The organism is Campylobacter sp. JMF_08 NE1, from assembly GCF_027737875.1.
GTDB lineage: Bacteria > Campylobacterota > Campylobacteria > Campylobacterales > Campylobacteraceae > Campylobacter_B.
Window position 1 is genome coordinate 111,011 of record NZ_JAOVUC010000001.1, and the last position, 16,201, is coordinate 127,211.

Annotated in this window: 17 protein-coding genes; 13 read left to right on the top strand and 4 right to left on the bottom strand. The window is 37.8% G+C overall.

The window, feature by feature from the left end; translation table 11 throughout:
- Positions 1-13: 13 nt before the first annotated feature.
- From lptB to OFN91_RS00580, 3 genes are read right to left on the bottom strand one after another with little or no spacing between them, the layout of a single operon-like run.
- Positions 14-748 (bottom strand): LPS export ABC transporter ATP-binding protein, encoded by a 735-nt coding sequence (gene lptB, locus OFN91_RS00570; protein ID WP_270858753.1) that lies wholly within the window; start codon positions 746-748, stop codon positions 14-16.
- The gene (gene tsaE / locus OFN91_RS00575) at positions 741-1,151 is read right to left on the bottom strand and encodes a tRNA (adenosine(37)-N6)-threonylcarbamoyltransferase complex ATPase subunit type 1 TsaE (RefSeq protein WP_270872882.1); all 411 of its coding nucleotides are present in this window, start codon (positions 1,149-1,151) and stop codon (positions 741-743) included. Before tsaE ends, lptB begins: the two co-directional genes overlap by 8 nt.
- Positions 1,135-1,380, bottom strand: a complete 246-nt coding sequence (locus tag OFN91_RS00580) for an RNA-binding S4 domain-containing protein (protein WP_270862526.1) — start codon at positions 1,378-1,380, stop codon at positions 1,135-1,137. Before OFN91_RS00580 ends, tsaE begins: the two co-directional genes overlap by 17 nt.
- Positions 1,381-1,718: 338 nt before the next feature.
- Here OFN91_RS00580 and OFN91_RS00585 point away from each other — a divergent pair, with 338 nt between their 5' ends.
- On the top strand, positions 1,719-3,884 hold the full coding sequence (locus OFN91_RS00585; RefSeq protein ID WP_270872883.1) for a TonB-dependent receptor domain-containing protein: 2,166 nt from the start codon (positions 1,719-1,721) through the stop codon (positions 3,882-3,884).
- Positions 3,885-3,944: 60 nt separating this feature from the next.
- On the opposite strand, the gene OFN91_RS00590 is transcribed toward OFN91_RS00585, so the two are convergent.
- Positions 3,945-4,922, bottom strand: coding sequence for a putative transporter (locus OFN91_RS00590; RefSeq protein WP_270872884.1), 978 nt, complete (start codon positions 4,920-4,922; stop codon positions 3,945-3,947).
- A gap of 172 nt (positions 4,923-5,094) precedes the next feature.
- Between OFN91_RS00590 and OFN91_RS00595 the strand changes: the two genes are divergently transcribed.
- The 12 genes from OFN91_RS00595 (at position 5,095) to OFN91_RS00650 (ending at position 16,200) form a co-directional block, all read left to right on the top strand.
- A complete protein-coding gene (locus tag OFN91_RS00595; RefSeq protein WP_270866208.1) occupies positions 5,095-6,312 on the top strand; it encodes an argininosuccinate synthase in 1,218 nt (405 codons plus the stop codon).
- 18 nt (positions 6,313-6,330) lie between these two features.
- Positions 6,331-6,774, top strand: coding sequence for a 50S ribosomal protein L9 (gene rplI, locus OFN91_RS00600; RefSeq protein WP_270872885.1), 444 nt, complete (start codon positions 6,331-6,333; stop codon positions 6,772-6,774).
- Positions 6,774-7,319, top strand: coding sequence for an ATP-dependent protease subunit HslV (hslV, locus tag OFN91_RS00605; RefSeq protein ID WP_270858759.1), 546 nt, complete (start codon positions 6,774-6,776; stop codon positions 7,317-7,319). The genes rplI and hslV overlap by 1 nt, the downstream gene beginning before the upstream one ends.
- Entirely contained in the window at positions 7,320-8,636 is a 1,317-nt protein-coding gene (gene hslU, locus OFN91_RS00610; protein ID WP_270864462.1) for an HslU--HslV peptidase ATPase subunit, read from the top strand. It abuts the gene before it with no gap.
- Between the two features lie 18 nt (positions 8,637-8,654).
- Positions 8,655-9,524 (top strand): GTPase Era, encoded by an 870-nt coding sequence (gene era / locus OFN91_RS00615; RefSeq protein ID WP_270858761.1) that lies wholly within the window; start codon positions 8,655-8,657, stop codon positions 9,522-9,524.
- 63 nt (positions 9,525-9,587) lie between these two features.
- The gene (locus OFN91_RS00620; RefSeq protein WP_270872886.1) at positions 9,588-11,108 is read left to right on the top strand and encodes a hypothetical protein; all 1,521 of its coding nucleotides are present in this window, start codon (positions 9,588-9,590) and stop codon (positions 11,106-11,108) included.
- Positions 11,108-11,764 (top strand): type 4a pilus biogenesis protein PilO, encoded by a 657-nt coding sequence (locus OFN91_RS00625; protein WP_270872887.1) that lies wholly within the window; start codon positions 11,108-11,110, stop codon positions 11,762-11,764. Before OFN91_RS00620 ends, OFN91_RS00625 begins: the two co-directional genes overlap by 1 nt.
- Positions 11,761-12,198: a hypothetical protein gene (locus OFN91_RS00630; RefSeq protein ID WP_270872888.1), complete on the top strand. Its 438-nt coding sequence runs from the start codon at positions 11,761-11,763 to the stop codon at positions 12,196-12,198. The genes OFN91_RS00625 and OFN91_RS00630 overlap by 4 nt, the downstream gene beginning before the upstream one ends.
- The gene (gene mshL / locus OFN91_RS00635; RefSeq protein WP_270872889.1) at positions 12,176-13,819 is read left to right on the top strand and encodes a pilus (MSHA type) biogenesis protein MshL; all 1,644 of its coding nucleotides are present in this window, start codon (positions 12,176-12,178) and stop codon (positions 13,817-13,819) included. The genes OFN91_RS00630 and mshL overlap by 23 nt, the downstream gene beginning before the upstream one ends.
- Positions 13,819-14,649, top strand: a complete 831-nt coding sequence (locus OFN91_RS00640; protein WP_270872890.1) for an ATP-binding protein — start codon at positions 13,819-13,821, stop codon at positions 14,647-14,649. Before mshL ends, OFN91_RS00640 begins: the two co-directional genes overlap by 1 nt.
- Positions 14,642-15,664: a tetratricopeptide repeat protein gene (locus OFN91_RS00645; RefSeq protein WP_270872891.1), complete on the top strand. Its 1,023-nt coding sequence runs from the start codon at positions 14,642-14,644 to the stop codon at positions 15,662-15,664. Before OFN91_RS00640 ends, OFN91_RS00645 begins: the two co-directional genes overlap by 8 nt.
- Positions 15,661-16,200, top strand: a complete 540-nt coding sequence (locus OFN91_RS00650) for a hypothetical protein (RefSeq protein WP_270872892.1) — start codon at positions 15,661-15,663, stop codon at positions 16,198-16,200. Before OFN91_RS00645 ends, OFN91_RS00650 begins: the two co-directional genes overlap by 4 nt.
- The last annotated feature ends 1 nt before the right edge of the window (position 16,201 follow it).

Genomic DNA, 16,201 nt, shown 5'->3' on the forward strand with positions numbered 1-16,201 from the left:
TCGTCATTTAAGCCTAAATTTCACTATCAAATTTAAAATTATCGCCTAGATAGTATTTTCGCACATTTTCATCGTTTGCGACCTGTTTGGCTGTGCCGCTAGTGAGCAACTCGCCGTCTTTTATGACATAGGCTCTATCGCAAATCGCCAAAGTTTCGCGGACATTGTGGTCGGTTATGAGAATGCCAATGTCAAGCTCTTTTAGGCTTCGCACGATGTTTTGTATGTCGCTAACAGCGATAGGATCGACCCCTGCAAATGGCTCATCAAGCAAGAGAAATTTCGGCGTTATCATCAGGCTTCGCGCGATTTCACAGCGTCTGCGTTCGCCACCGCTTAGGCTCACCCCTTTTCGCTCCCTTATCGGCTCGATATTTAGCAGATTTAGCATTTCATCGACTTTTTCGGCTGCGATTTTTTTGTCTTTATAGGTGATTTCAGCGGCAAGCATTAAATTTTCTTCCACGCTTAAATCCTTAAAAACGCTACTTTCTTGGGGCAGGTATCCGATGCCAAGCTTGGCGCGTTTGTGAAGCGGGACATTGCTAATGTCCTTAAAATCGAGCAAAATCTCGCCACTCGTGCTAGAAATCAGCCCGCAAATCATATAAAATGTCGTGGTTTTGCCAGCGCCATTTGGACCTAGCAAGCCCACGACTTCGCCGTTTTCGACCTCTAATGAAACGCCCTTGATTATCGGGGTGCCTTTGATAGTCTTTTTCAAATCTTTTACTTCTAATCTATGCATAAACTACCTCGTATTCGCGTTTGTCGCCCATGACCTTGATATTTACCGCGCAACAATCCAGCTCATATTTTTCAATAAATTTTATCAAATTCTCGTCCGCCCACTCGATGATATGAAGCCCGTCTTCGAATAAATTTTCGATTAAGCCATTGTTCATCATCGCCTCGCTACCGCCGTTATACAGGTCGTAGTGATAAATTTGCCCGTAATTTTGCATTACCGAAAATGTTGGCGAACTCACAGCGGCTGGATCTATGCCATGCGATAGCGCGATAGCCTTTGTTAGCGTGGTTTTGCCACTTGCTAGCGTGCCATTTAGCAAAATCACTCCACTGCGTGGCAAAATTTCAGCGATTTGTGAAATTTCGCTCTCACCAAGCGTGAGTTTAAAGCTCTTTGACATATTTTTCTTGCTCACTTTTTGGCGTGTTTTTGGTGGCGGGAAAGCCCAGAACTTGATAGCTTTTATCTTTTTCTAAAAATTTAATGGTGATTATATCGCCGATTTTTAGGATTTTGCTAGCTTTTGCCACTGCGCCGTTGATATAGACTACGCCGCTTTTGCACATATCCTCGCTTATAGCGCGCCTTTTTGTGATATTTACTGAATTTAAAAATTTATCGACTCTCATGGGTGGGATTGTAGCCAAATTCGCCTTAAAATTTGGAAATTTAGGCGAATTTAAAATTTTATAATTAATCAAAAATTTTACTACTATAAATTTGTTTTATCAATTTTGTTATAAAGCATAAAATTCATAAATTTTAAAATTTTAAACGAAAATAAAACAATAAATTCTCGCAAAATTTTTTAATAAATTTTCCTTAAAATTTTATAAAAACTTCGATAAAAACGAAGTATAATCGCTATTACATTTTATTGATAAAAATTTTCAATATATTTTAAGTTGATAATGAATATAATTTTGCCACGATTTTTAAATGCAAATTTAACGAAAGGAAATTCCACATGAAAAAGAGCTTTTATCTTTCTTTGGTTGTGGCTGGTGTGCTTTTTGGTGTCGAAAACAACGCAACAACTCCTAAGCATAATGCGGTTGAATTCGACGAGATTATCGTTAGTGCGACCTTGACGGAGGTCGAAAATTTAAAATATGCAGGTTCGGTTGGTGTAGTTGGCGAAAAAGAGCTGAAACAAAAATCAAATGTTATCGATTCTATTATGGATATTCCAGGTGTAGATGGTGGTATGGAAATGGGGCGCGAAAGCGGTAGGCAGTTTCAAATCCGTGGATTTGGATACCAAAGCGAAAATCGCGTTATCATCAAGCAAGATGGCGTTCCAAGAAGCCCAAGTTTGTATTCAAATCATATTTCTAGTTTTAGAACCGATAGCGATATTTTAAAAAGAGTTGAGGTTACAAAGGGCGCTAGCTCGATTTTGCATGGTTCTGGTGCTATTGGCGGAATTGTAGAAATGAGCACAAAAGACGCTAGGGATTATCTAAGTGAGGGCAAAGAATTCGGTGCAATGATTGGAGGTAGATTAGAATCAAATAATATGAAAAGTGGTAGAGCTGCCGTATATGCTGCGCCAAAAGATATTCCGGTAGATATTTTGATTTATGGCAAAAAAGCTTCACATGGAAATATGAAATTTGCCGATGGTGGTTCGAAATATGCAGATCCGAACGACCCTACCACAAAAAAATCGTTTGATGATGAGGATATTAGGACTATATTTGCCAAAGTAGGGGCAAATTTAGGTGATAATCATAGATTGCAATTCAGCCTTTTTGACTACAAACTAGATGCTCTTACTACTTGGCAAACACTTTGGAATAATTATGATAGTTTAGATGTCAAGGGAAATTTAGAGCAAAGAGATTATGTTTTTAACTATTTTTACACTCCACAAAATCCATGGTTAGATTTAGAATTGACAGCCTACAAAACAGAGTCTAAATACCATAGAATTTACGAAGAAACCGAGGGTTCTGGGGTTTGGAATAGTATGTATGATAATGATGAAGAGCGTTGGGGCTTAAATTTAAAAAATGTTTCGCGTTTCGAAACTGGTATTATAAATCACAATCTTGTGACTGGATTTGACTATCAAAACAGAGAAGAGGATGCTTTAATGGCGGTTGATGGCGTCTCTACTATGGATTTTTTCTCTCATCCAAATAAATGGCAAGATTTTGGATTTTATTTGCAAGATATTATGCAAGTTGGCGATTTGGAGCTAACTCTTGGCGGACGATATGATAAATTTAAACGCGAAGTAGGTGTAAATGACGCCGATTTTAGCGACGATAGATTTTCGCCAAGAGTTGCGCTAAGCTATACTTTTTTTGACAAATTTACTCTTCTTGCAGGATATAGTGAGAGTTTTAGAGCGCCAACTCCACATGAGACTTCGCAGGCTGGTTCGATAAATAGGATGTATTATTACATACCAAATCCTGATTTAAAATCAGAGGTTGCAAAAGAGTATGAAATTGGATTTAGCTTTGCGGATGATACTATTTTTAGCGATAATGATAAATTTAGCTTCAAAGGCGTTTATTTTAACGGAAAAATCGAAGATATGATTAATATTGCAAAAAGACCAGATTTAGGAACACCACCGATTAGTGGGCTTAATCCGGCAGGAACTGGATTTCAAGAATATGGACAGTATCAAAATATCGAAGAGGCAAAAAGACATGGTTTTGAGCTTAGTGCAAACTATGAAATAAACGGATTTAAATTTGGCGCAGGTTACGAACACCTAAAAATTTATGATAGCAAAACAAAAGAGCCTATTACAAACGGCAGACACGCCGATAAACTTATGGCAAGTTTTGGTTACAAACCACTTTCGAATTTGAGTTTGGATTTAAAAATTAGCCATTGGTTTTCGCCTGAAATTTACGGAGATGGTATTTATAGTGTAAATTCAAGGACGGGTGAAGTTACGCATTATGTCGATAAGGACTTTACGATTGCTGATTTTAAGGGCGAATACAAAATAGAAAAAAGTGAAGTTTTGCCTTTTTTAGATGGCGCGACAGTTGGTTTTGGTGTAAATAATATCTTTGATAAACCATACATTAACGCAAATAGAACCAGAGAAACTACTGCGGTAGGTCGTGGGCGAAATTTCTGGGTAGATTTAGAAGTTAAATTTTAAAATTTTCATTGAACTCCTTTTTGCGAATTTGGGTAAATTTCACCCAAATTCGCTATTTTTTTACTCTAAATTTGGCTTATACCCGATATTTTCCTCAAATTCTTTAAGCCTCATGTGGATTGAGCGAAGTTCCGTAATCGTCGTCCAGTTGTTTGTAAATACGCTAAAACTCACGCGTACTTTATTAAACGCGTTTGCCGTTTGGATCAGCACGCCAAGCGTGATTGCCTTGGTAAAAAGCCCCGGACCCATGATGAGGTAAGGCACCATGACTAGGATTTGTGAGTAAGTATTTAGCCACGCATCGAAATACAAATAGTGCAAAAATAGCTTGTGGTAGTTAAATTTGAGCTTGTCAAAAAGCGAGTAAATTTTCTCTTCGCTGCCGTAGTTTTGCTTATCTTCTTCGGCGAATACTAGCTCTTTTCGAAAGGCTGCTTCGACCTTTTGGTTGTTGTATTCTAGGCGTGGCAGGTAGCGTCCCACAAACCACGAAACCCCAAGCCCTCCGATACTAACGATTAGCGCAATCCAAACAAGCCCGCCTGGGATATTTTCGAGTATTGGTACTTTGACCCCTGAGCTTAAATTCCACAAAATCGGTATGAAGGCAAAGAGCGTCATAAAGGCATACACGATACGCATGCCGACATCTTCGAGCGTTTTGGTGAAACGATAAATGTCCTCTTGGATACGCTGCGAGCTACCCTCGATATCGCGCTCTACCTTGCGCCAAAAGCCGATATACGCAAATGTCATCGCCTCGCGCCATTTTAGCACCCATACACGCGTGATATATCGCTCAGCAACCACCGATAGCACGAACCAAACAGCAATCCAGATAAAAAGCAAAATTTGCTGGTAAAATTCATCGATTGTGTGCTTGTCTATCTCGCCACCCATATCGTAAAATGTCCGATACCACTCGTTAAATTTGACATTTAAAATGGTTTGAAACAAATTTATACCTAGTATGCAAAGCATACCGCCCCATGCCAAAATTCGCCATTTTTTGCTTTTGAAAAATGATGAAAACATTATCTACCTTTATTGAAAGTTTATTTCAAAATCAATTTTAGCAAATTTGATATTAATTTTTATTTTAACGCCTTAAAATTTTGCAAATTTCCCAAATTTCGCAAATTTCAGAACTTTTAAACCAAAATTTAGCTAAAATCTTTGCCGTTATTTTCAAATCAAAGGAGTGGTTATGCAAAAAAGCGTAAAAAAGGTAGTTCTAGCGTATTCTGGCGGACTTGATACGAGCATTATTTTAAAATGGCTTGGCGATAATTATGGTTGCGAAGTGGTAACTTTCACCGCTGATATCGGTCAAAACGAAGACCTAGCCCCAATCAAAGACAAAGCCCTAAAACTAGGCATTAAACCAGAAAATATTTTTATCGAAGATTTGAGAGAAGAGTTTGTAAAAGATTATGTTTTCCCTATGTTTCGCGCAAATGCAGTCTATGAGGGCGAGTATTTGCTAGGCACAAGTATCGCTAGACCGCTAATTGCGAAAAAAATGGTCGAAATCGCGCAAAAAACAGGCGCAGACGCTGTAAGCCACGGCGCTACTGGCAAAGGAAACGATCAAGTTCGCTTCGAGCTTGGTGCGTACGCACTAAAACCTGATATAAAGGTCATCGCTCCATGGCGCGAGTGGGATTTAAACAGCCGTGAAAAGCTTTTAGCTTACGCGCAAAAGCATGGTATTGATATCACCAAAAAACCGGGCAAATCACCATATTCAATGGACGCAAATTTACTTCACATCTCTTATGAGGGTTTAGTGCTAGAAGATCCAAACCACGCCCCAGAGGACGATATGTGGAGATGGACAACAGATCCTAAAAACGCCCCAGATGAGAGCGAAATCATCGAAATCGAGTATGCTAACGGCGATCCAATCGCGCTAAATGGCAAAAAACTAAAAGCGCATGAAATTTTACACGAATTAAACAATCTCGGCGCCAAACACGGTATCGGCAGACTTGATCTAGTCGAAAATCGCTATGTCGGTATGAAAAGTAGAGGTTGCTACGAAACCCCAGGTGGCACAATCCTTCTCAAAGCTCACCGCGCGATAGAAAGCCTCACACTAGATCGTGGCGCAGCGCACCTAAAAGACGAGCTTATGCCAAAATACGCTGAGCTAATCTACAATGGCTTTTGGTTTAGCCCAGAGCGAATCATGCTTCAAAGTCTAATCGATAAATCACAAGAGTGCGTAAATGGCACAGTTCGCATAGAGCTATACAAAGGAAATGTGATTGTAAGAGGCAGAGAGAGCAAAGATAGCTTGTTTAATGTCGAATTTAGCACATTTGAAGAAGACGCTGTATTTAACCAAAAAGACGCAGACGGCTTTATCAAGCTAAATGCGCTTAGATTTATTATCGCAGGAAAAAGCGGTCGAAAATTTTAAAATTTAAAAGGAAATTTAATGAAAGTTTTACTTATAAAAGATGTCAAAGGGCTAGGAAAAGCCGGTGAAATCAAAGAAGTAAAAGACGGATATGGAAATAATTTTTTGATAGGAAAGGGCTTTGCGCTAGCTGCGACTAACGAGGTTTTGCGTAAATACGAGGCTGGCAAACGCAAAGAAGCCGAGCTAGAAAAAGAGGAACTCGACAAAACCACCGAGCTTAAAGAGGCGTTAAAAAATGTCCGATTAAAAATTGCAAAACAAGCAGGTGCAAATGGCGCACTTTTTGGCTCAGTTACAAAAGAAGAAATCGCAACTGCGCTAAAAGAGCAAAAGAATTTCGATATAGATAAAAAAGTCTTGGAAGTCGAAAATATAAAAAGTGTCGGAATTTACGATGTTTCGGCGAAATTTAAACACGGCATTGTGGCAAAATTTGAAATAGATGTGGTAGCAGAGTAATGTTTGAAGCAACTACGATTTTAGCTTACAAAGGCAAAAGTGGCTCAGTTATCGGCGGAGACGGGCAGGTGACCTTCGGAAATACCGTGCTTAAAGGCAATGCGACTAAAATTCGCAAAATAGGCAAAGACGGAAGCGTGCTAGCTGGATTTGCAGGAAGCACGGCCGATGCGTTTAATCTCTTTGATATGTTTGAAAAATGCCTTGATAACGCAAAGGGCGAACTTTTGAAAGCTGTGGTGGAATTTAGCAAAGAGTGGCGCAAGGATAAATATCTACGCAAACTCGAAGCCATGATGCTTGTAGTGGATAGAAAAAATATATTTTTGCTAAGTGGCACGGGCGATGTCGTCGAGCCAGACGATGGCCGCCTAGCGGCCATTGGAAGTGGCGGAAACTACGCACTAAGCGCAGCTAGGGCATTGGATAGGTTTGGAATTTTAAGTGAAGAGGATTTGGTAAAAGAGAGCCTAAAAATAGCTGGTGAAATTTGCATTTACACAAACGAAAACATTAAAACTTACGCAATCTGGGACGATAAATAGATGATGACACCAAAGGAAATTGTTAAAAATTTAGATGATTATGTAATCGGACAAAAGGACGCCAAACGCACGATAGCAGTCGCACTTCGCAATCGCTATCGCCGTATGAGGCTAAGCGATGATATGAGGGGCGAAGTCACCCCGAAAAATATCCTTATGATAGGCTCTACCGGCGTGGGAAAAACAGAGATCGCGCGAAGATTATCAAAAATGTTTGGTTTGCCATTTATCAAAGTGGAGGCTAGTAAATACACAGAAGTTGGCTTTGTAGGGCGAGATGTGGAGTCTATGGTGCGAGATTTGGCAGCTGCGGCTGTAAATTTAGTCAGAAATGAAGAATTTGAAAAAAACAAAGACAAAATCGACGAGTATATCGAGCAAAAAATTTTAGAAAAGCTTATGCCGCCATTGCCTCGCGGGGCTAGCGAAGAGAAAAACGCAGAGTATGCCAAAAGCTACGAAAAAATGCGTGAAAAACTGCTTAGCGGGAGTTTGGACGAGAAATTAATCGAAATTGAAATCAGCGAAAATACGCTAGAATCAAATTCAAATTTACCGCCAGAAATGGCAAATATGCAAGAAAATTTCATTAAAGTCATCGGCATAGCGACGAAAAAAACAAAAAAAGAGCTCAAAATCAAAGACGCCAAAGTCGCCCTTAAAAACGAAGCTAGCGAGAAAATTTTGGATATGGAAAGCGTCAAGGCAGAGGCGATGAGACGGGCTAGGGAAGAGGGCATTATCTTTATCGATGAGATTGATAAGGTAGCCGTTAGCTCCAACGGCTCGCGCCAAGATCCGAGCAAAGAGGGCGTTCAGCGCGATTTGCTTCCGATCGTGGAGGGATCGAGCGTGAGCACGAAATTTGGCAATTTAGACACTGACCACATTTTATTTATCGCGGCTGGGGCGTTTCACATAAGCAAACCAAGCGATTTAATCCCAGAGCTTCAAGGCAGATTTCCGCTTAGAGTGGAGCTTGAAAGCTTAGATGAAAACGCGCTTTACGAAATTTTAACCAAGCCAAAAAATTCGCTCTTGAAGCAATACTGCGCACTTTTAGCAACCGAGGGCGTGGAGTTAGAATTTAGCGAAAGTGGCATAAAAGCACTTGCCAAATACGCTGCTCAGGCAAACGCTCAGGTCGAAGACATCGGCGCTAGACGACTTCATACCATAATGGAAAAGGTGCTAGAAGACATCAGCTTCGAAGCCGATGAGCACAGCGGTGAAAAGGTCGTGATTGATGAAAATTTAGTCAGCGAAAAGCTAGGCGTAATCGTTAATAACGACGATTTAGCAAAATATATTCTTTAAATTTTGCGGGAAATTTCGATGAAAAGCGGATTTGTTACACTTATCGGACGCACGAACGCTGGAAAAAGCTCGTTTTTAAACTATCTTTTGGGTGAGCAAATTTCGCTTGTCTCGCACAAAATCAATGCCACACGCCGTAAAATCAACGGCATAGTTATGCACGGAGATGATCAAATCATCTTTGTCGATACCCCAGGACTTCACGAGAGCGAGAAGCTGATGAATAAGCTTATGGTCGAAGTGGCGCTCAAAGCCATTGGGGACGGCGATTTGACGCTGTTTTTAGCGCCTGTGCATGATAGCGTGGAAAACTACGCGAAATTTGTCGAGCTAAATCCCACTGCCAAACATATCGTGATTTTGACTAAAATCGATGAAGTAAATGACGAAAAAATCGTTAAAAAACTGCTCGAATATCAAAAATTTCAAGATAAATTTGAAGCCATAATTCCAGTTAGTATCAAAAAAAATATCTACAAACGCCAAATTTTGGACGAAATTTGCAAATTTTTGCCCGAGCATGAGTATTTTTACGATCCTGAAATTTTAAGCACTACAAACGAAAAAGACATTTACCGTGAATTTATCCTGCAATCTATTTTCGAAAATACCAATAGCGAGGTGCCGTATTCGAGCGATGTTTTAATCGAAAAAGTGATAGAAAAGCCAAATTTAATCTCAATTTATGCCCAGATTATTACCGACACAAACTCTCATAAAGAAATTTTAATTGGCAAAAATGGTGAAACAATTAAGAGAATAGGAATTAGGGGGAAGAAAATAATTTCCGCCTTTAAAAACATTAAAATTTACTTAAAGTTAATAGTTTTGGTAAAAAAAGGGTGGAAAAATGATGAAAATGGCGTAAAAAGGCACTTTATCTATTGACATTTCATTTTATTTTTATTATTATTCGTAGATATTTAATTTCATTTAAAGAAGTGGAGTGTTATGGCAAGAAATAGTAAAAATGCTACTTCGGTTGTTGCAATCAACAAAGTCACGCAAACCATATTCGGTCTAAGTGAAAATGAAGTTTTTGAACACGATTTTTCTAAATCAAATCGTGCGAAAGAGACTTACATTTCTTATGTACCTTATAAGGATGTAATGACAACAACAGTCGAAATAAGCAAGACTGTCGCGGATGACGATTTGTTAGACACTATCGTCGTTAAGGTTTATGAGGAGCTAGGTCTTGACACTGCTCTGGATTATAAAATTACATATAGCGAAGTTATCGGTGCTAACAGCGATGATAGAGTATTTAATGTATTCGTCGTCGATAACACAAAATTAACTGCTGAATTTGATGCTATCGCAGCTCGCACAAATTACATCGATTATGTCGCTATGGCACCGTTTCTTTACGAAAATCTCTATGCTCGTGGAATTTTGACAAGAGACGGAATTGATTGTTTTGTTTATCTGCAAAGAGATGACGCGTTTTTGGTCGTCTATCAAAACGGTGAATATTTTCAATCAAGACAACTTAGATACAATCTCAAATTCTTGCACGACAAATTTTCTGAATTGGTCGGAAACAGAATGGAAGAGGCTGAATTCTTTAAATTACTTGCAACACAAGGTATAAATTTAGAAAATCCGGCTGAGAGAGATTATATGATTCAAATTTTCGATGATATGTTCTACTATATCAACGATGTTTTGAACGGTATATCTAAGGTCTATAACATAAATATTCAAAGTATTTATATCGGCACAGATATCGGCAAAATCCCTGCTATCGAGGTTTTTGTAGAAAATAATCTAAAAATCGACTACAAAGATTTTAATTTTAGCGTAGCGATTAATGCGAAAGATTATCCGCTTACTCAACTAGATACTTTGATGTTTTTAGCCGGACAGCAATACTTGGCTGAGCCAGATGATGATCACAACTACTCACCATTTATGCGCCCACCACCATTAAACCAAAGATATAGCGGTAAATTGATTGGCTATGTTTTGGGTGGTTTATTGCTTGGTGCTGCTTACCCTGCGTATCAATTTGGCTATGGTTATTACAACAATATGATAGCTGATGAGAAAACAACAGAATATCAAGGATTAGAATCAGAGCTTGTCCCTGCAAGAGAGCAAGTCAAAGAAGCAAAAGAAAAAACTGCCAAAGTCAAAGAGGAATTTGGCGTAAGAAATAAAGATTTAGGCGATCGCAGTAGTTTGATTAACGAAATTTTTAGTAAGAAAAATGAGTATGCTATGAAGGGTATGTCTGTATTTGACCTTACTAATATGATTGTTAAAAACAGAGGAAAATTGGTAAGAATAGGCAACGATGATAGAAATATTACCGTAGAAGTTCATACTAAAAATGACAAGCAAATGACAGAGTTGCTAGAAGATATAAGCCAAAAAGCAAAATATGGCGTATATACTGAAACAATCGTCTTGCAAGGCAAAGATGACAGTGTCGTTTATGATAGTAATATAAGTGTGGAGGTGCGCTAATGAGAAAAAAAGGTTCATTAGATCAAATTGATGAATGGTTTGCAGCCAAAGGCAATGGTGCCAACAACTACTTATATTTAGGTTTGATTTTGGCGGCAGTTATTGCTTATTTTGGATTGAGTACATATTCTGCGCCATATTTGGAAGAAAGTGAGAGTAATTTAGCTAGTGCTGCCCAAAAACTAGAAGATTCTCAAAGAGAGTATGATACTGACTTTAACAGCAACCCTGCTGGCAAAGTTGCACAAGAAAGAGCTACTTTAAAACTCGAAGAGACAAATTTGGAAAATGCTGTTAATAAAATCAACTATTTAGATGTAAAATTGACAGAGATTTCAAAGCTAACATACAATGAGAAAAACTGGGCTACCTTTATGGATAGTTTAACAACACTGGCCGAGAATAATAATATCAAAATTCATAGCATTACTAGCTCTAAAAAAGAGCCTAGTGCTAAAAATGTATTCAAGCCAGAAGCATTGTTGAATATCGATGTTAAATTTGAAGGTGCTTTTCAAAATGTTGTTAGATATGTAAATTTAATAGAGCAATCAGAAATGATTGTAGATGTTAATAAGATGGATATCAATGGCACCGAGGAAGGTAAAATTGGTGGCACGGTTGGTATGTCTATCTGGGGAGTGAATTACAAATGAAAAAGATAATTTTATGTTCGTTTGTTTTGTCTAGTGTGCTTTTTGGAGCAGATGAGCCTAAGGGTCTATCTGATGAAGTAAGAGCATTTCAAGATAGATATAATGGTATGTTTGCTAACCTAAACAAGCCAAGGGTGGGTCTTAGTGATTCTCAAATTGCATCTTTGCCAGATCCGTTTTATCCGCGCGAGGCTAATACTGGTCCTGTTGAGCCTGTGGTGAAAAAAACAGAAGGTTTAGGTTATCAGTTGCTTGGTATCATGGGCAATAAAGTTAAATTAAATGACAAATGGTATGGACTAGGTGATTATATCGGTTCATATAAAATTGTCCAAATAACTGGTAATAGCGTTATTGTCGCTAATAACGAAGATAATAAAATCGAATTAAAACTAAAACAAGGAAATCAAAATGTCACTATTACATACAAGTAAGAAACTTAGCTTAGCTGCTATGCTTGCATTATCGCTTGGTGTCACAGGTTTATCTGCTGCTTCAAACTGCGATAGAAAGGCTTTGAATATTAAGGTTAATGATGTTGTAACGCTAAATGAAATGCTAACACAATTATCTGATATGTGTAGATTTTCTGTCGTTGCAAAAGATGCTATTGCGCAAGAGGAACTTGCAAAAGAGCTCCAAGGTGTTAGCATTAAAGATATGTCATTAAGAGAGGTTTTTGATTTATTGATTAAAGAAAATAACCTTAGCTATGATTACTCAAACAATGTTCTTAAAATTTCTGCATTAGAGACAAAGACATTTAAGGTAGATTATATCACTTCTGTAAGAGAAGGCATTGCTACTACAAAAGCCTCTGTTGATTCAGCTCCTGTTGAAGTAGGAGAAGATGAAGACAAAGAGAAGTTAGATGATAACAAAATTACATCTACTGAGAAATTTGATTTTTGGGAAAGAATTAGCGATGATATCACTAGTATTTTAAATAACGGCACAGAAAAATATGTAGCCGTAGCTCCTATTGTCAATCAAAATGCTGGTTTGATTACCGTAACTGCTACAAAATCTCAAATTGCTCGTGTTGATAGCTATTTGAAAAATATGCAAAAACGCCTTGGCAGACAGGTTTTGCTTGATGTAAATATTATTTCTGTCGAGTTGCATAATGAATACACAACAGGTATCGATTGGAGTAAATTCCAACTCGGCTTTAACACATACATAGGTGGTGATGCTAATACTCCTACAAGCTATACTTTTGGTAATAGAAATGCTACTCCTATGCAAACACAGAGAATGACTGTAACACCAAATGTTCTAACATATCCAGATCCAAATAATCCTGACAGAACAATAAGTGAAAGATATAATACGGTTACTGGTTTTAATCGTTATGAATGGGGACGCGAAATGGGATTAAAAGCTAGCCAAGCTAGTGGTATTTGGGGAATAGCTGCGAATTTAAATTTCAGCATTGATGGTATGATTAACTTCTTGGAGACCAAGGGTAAAACAAAAGTCGTAGCTAGCCCTAAGGTAACTACTATGAATAACCAACCAGCGATTATTTCTGTTGGTGATACTATCAACTATTTATTGCTAGAAAGTGCTACTTCTCTAACTGCGGCAAGCGATGGTAGCTCTGTCACATCTGATCAAACACAATACTCTATTTTTATCGGTATTTTGTTAAATATCTTGCCAGAAATTTCAGATGATAATAGAATTATGCTTAGAATCAATCCGTCTTTGAGTAGCTTTAAATATGCAGAAGATGATATGAAAACTAGCACACCTAGAAATATCGCTCCTGATACACTTCAAAAGAAACTTTCAAGTGTAGTTTGGGTTGATGATGGCGATACTGTAATCCTTGGTGGTTTGATTGGTCAAACAAAAACTAAAAATAACACAAGAGTTCCGATTTTGGCTGAGATTCCTCTTGTAGGAAATTTATTCAAAAGCACAGCCGATGTTTTAAGCACAACTGAGCTTATTTTCGTCGTAACTCCACATATTATCGACAATACAGGTGCTCCTTTGGCTAGCTCGCTAAAAGAGCTTGGTTACTCAAAATCTGTCTATGAAAAATAATGAGTAACACTTATACCTCTATTAAAGAGATATTTATCGAAGATAACGAAGTCTCAGACTTCGTTAATCTCGATAAATCAACTCTTGCATACCATAAAATTTTAAATGCCCTACAAAAACCGCTCAAACTGATTTTGTTTTATGGCAAACCAGGTTGCGGAAAGACCTTTTTGCTAAATAAAATAAAAGCTGATTTGGAAAAAAAGGTTAAAGTCGTTTTTATGCCACAACCTTTTTTTGATGAAAAAGAGTTTTTTTTAGAACTTTATTCTCAAATTTTCCACTCTAACCCAGTTACGCCAATCGATAACTACGAAAATTTTATGAGAGTTTATCGCGAAAGACTTGGGATTACAGGTGGAGGCGCAGCTGTGGAGCAGGTGGTAATCTTGCTTGATGAAGCTCAACTTTATCCTGGAAATTTGATTGAAAAAATTAGATTAATGGCGGATTCTAGGTTATTTAAATTTTTATTTACAGTGCATAAAACAGATGAGGAAGATCGTCTTGCCAAAGATTATTTTAAAACCAGAATTTGGGAGAGTATAGAGCTTCCAAACTCAAATTTAGGCGAGGTAAAGCTGTATATAGAAAAAAAATTAGTTTTTCATGGTTTTCAGCAATATTATTTTATGTTTAGCGATGACAATTTTGATTTAATCCTAAATTTAACTGATGGAAATATGAGAAACATAAACAAATTAATGTATAAAATGTATGAGCTGTTTGAGTATTACGAGGCAAATAAGCCAACAGAGATTAGTTTTGCTCAAATCAATAATAAAATCATAGAAATGGCGGCCATTGGCACAGGGATAATCGATGCTTGAATTTTATGAAGTTAATGAATTAGAAAAAAAATGGGAAGAATACAATAAAAACAAAAAGCAATTTTCCTTTTTGAAATCTAAGCCAAATTTTGTATTTAAATTTGACAAGACGATTTTAGGGCTTTTGGCTTTGATTTCTATCGCGATTGGTGCAATTTTTTGGTTGCTTAAAGACGACGACAAAGTTAGCATGGCTAGCATAAACGAAAATATCCAAAACGGACCTACCATAAGCGATGTCGTGCCAAACCCTGCGCCCCAGCCCCAGCCTACCATAAATACTGCCCCGCAAACTGAGGTTGCCGCGCAAAATAGTGAAATTTCGCGCGCAGATTATAATATCAGCGCCCCAGCAAACGATACTAACCGAGCGCAAAATATTGATCGCCCAAGCCTAAATATCAACGATGTGGGTGTGCTATCTAGCGAGGATTCTGGCGGTTTTAAGATCACAAACACATACGAAAATTCTGCCAATAACCAAAATTTTGCTAACCAAAATTTTGCTAACGGGGGATTTAATCAGGGTTTTAATCAGGCTAACAATGTGCCAAATTTTAACCCAAATGCTCAAAATTTCAACCAACCGATGAAAAACGAGATTATTGATTTTGGTAAGGCTCCATTGCCACCAAAACAAAATGTCGCTTCAAGTGCGCCAGCCCCTGTGAATAGGGCTCCGATTAGTTCTCGCCTTGAAATTCGCACCTCAAATTTAAGCTCTGAGCGACAGAGTTTGGAGAGTAAATTTTATGCGACAAATAAAATCGAGTATTCGCTTTCATTGGCCGAGGAAGCTTATAATAAAAAAGATTATGACAATGCGATAAAATGGGCTTTAACATCAAATGAGATTGATAAAAACAATATTAATAGCTGGATAATTTTTGCCAAAGCTAATTATAAAAAAGGTCGCAAAGATGATGCTATTTACGCGCTAGAAACATTTAATTCTAAGGCTAAAAATGGCGAAATTGCGAATTTAATAAATCAAATCAAAAGCGGTGCGCTATGAGAGTATTTTTATTTTTAACGCTATTTTTCGGCTATGTTTTCGCTGTCAATGTCGATGATGTGCGAAATTGGGACCAAATCGGTCAATACAATAGAATTTGCCAAGAAAGCGTTAGGAATCTCTTTATCGAGGAGCAAAACGAGGCGCTAGCAAACACTTACGCGAAAGCTTGCCTAAAAATGGATAGGGTAAATGAGCTAGTCGTGCCAATGGTAATGCTGTATAAAACGAAGGAAACTAGGGAAAATGCCTCTTTGTATTCGACCATAGTTTTCCAAAAGAAAATGCTTTATTTAGCGCTTTGCGACGGCGTGGATATTTCGTATATCAGAACGCCGAAGATTAATTATATTTTGTCTGAAATTTTTGATAAATTTGTAGAGAAAACATACACCAAAAAAGGCGATGCGTATGTTTTTACCCTAGATGACGGCGAAAAAGCCGAGCTTTTTATCAAAGAAGAAGAGGGAGTAAAAAAGATGGTGGTGGCAATCTATGCCGGTGAAAAACTTAGCTCGATTAAAATTTATTGGTGAT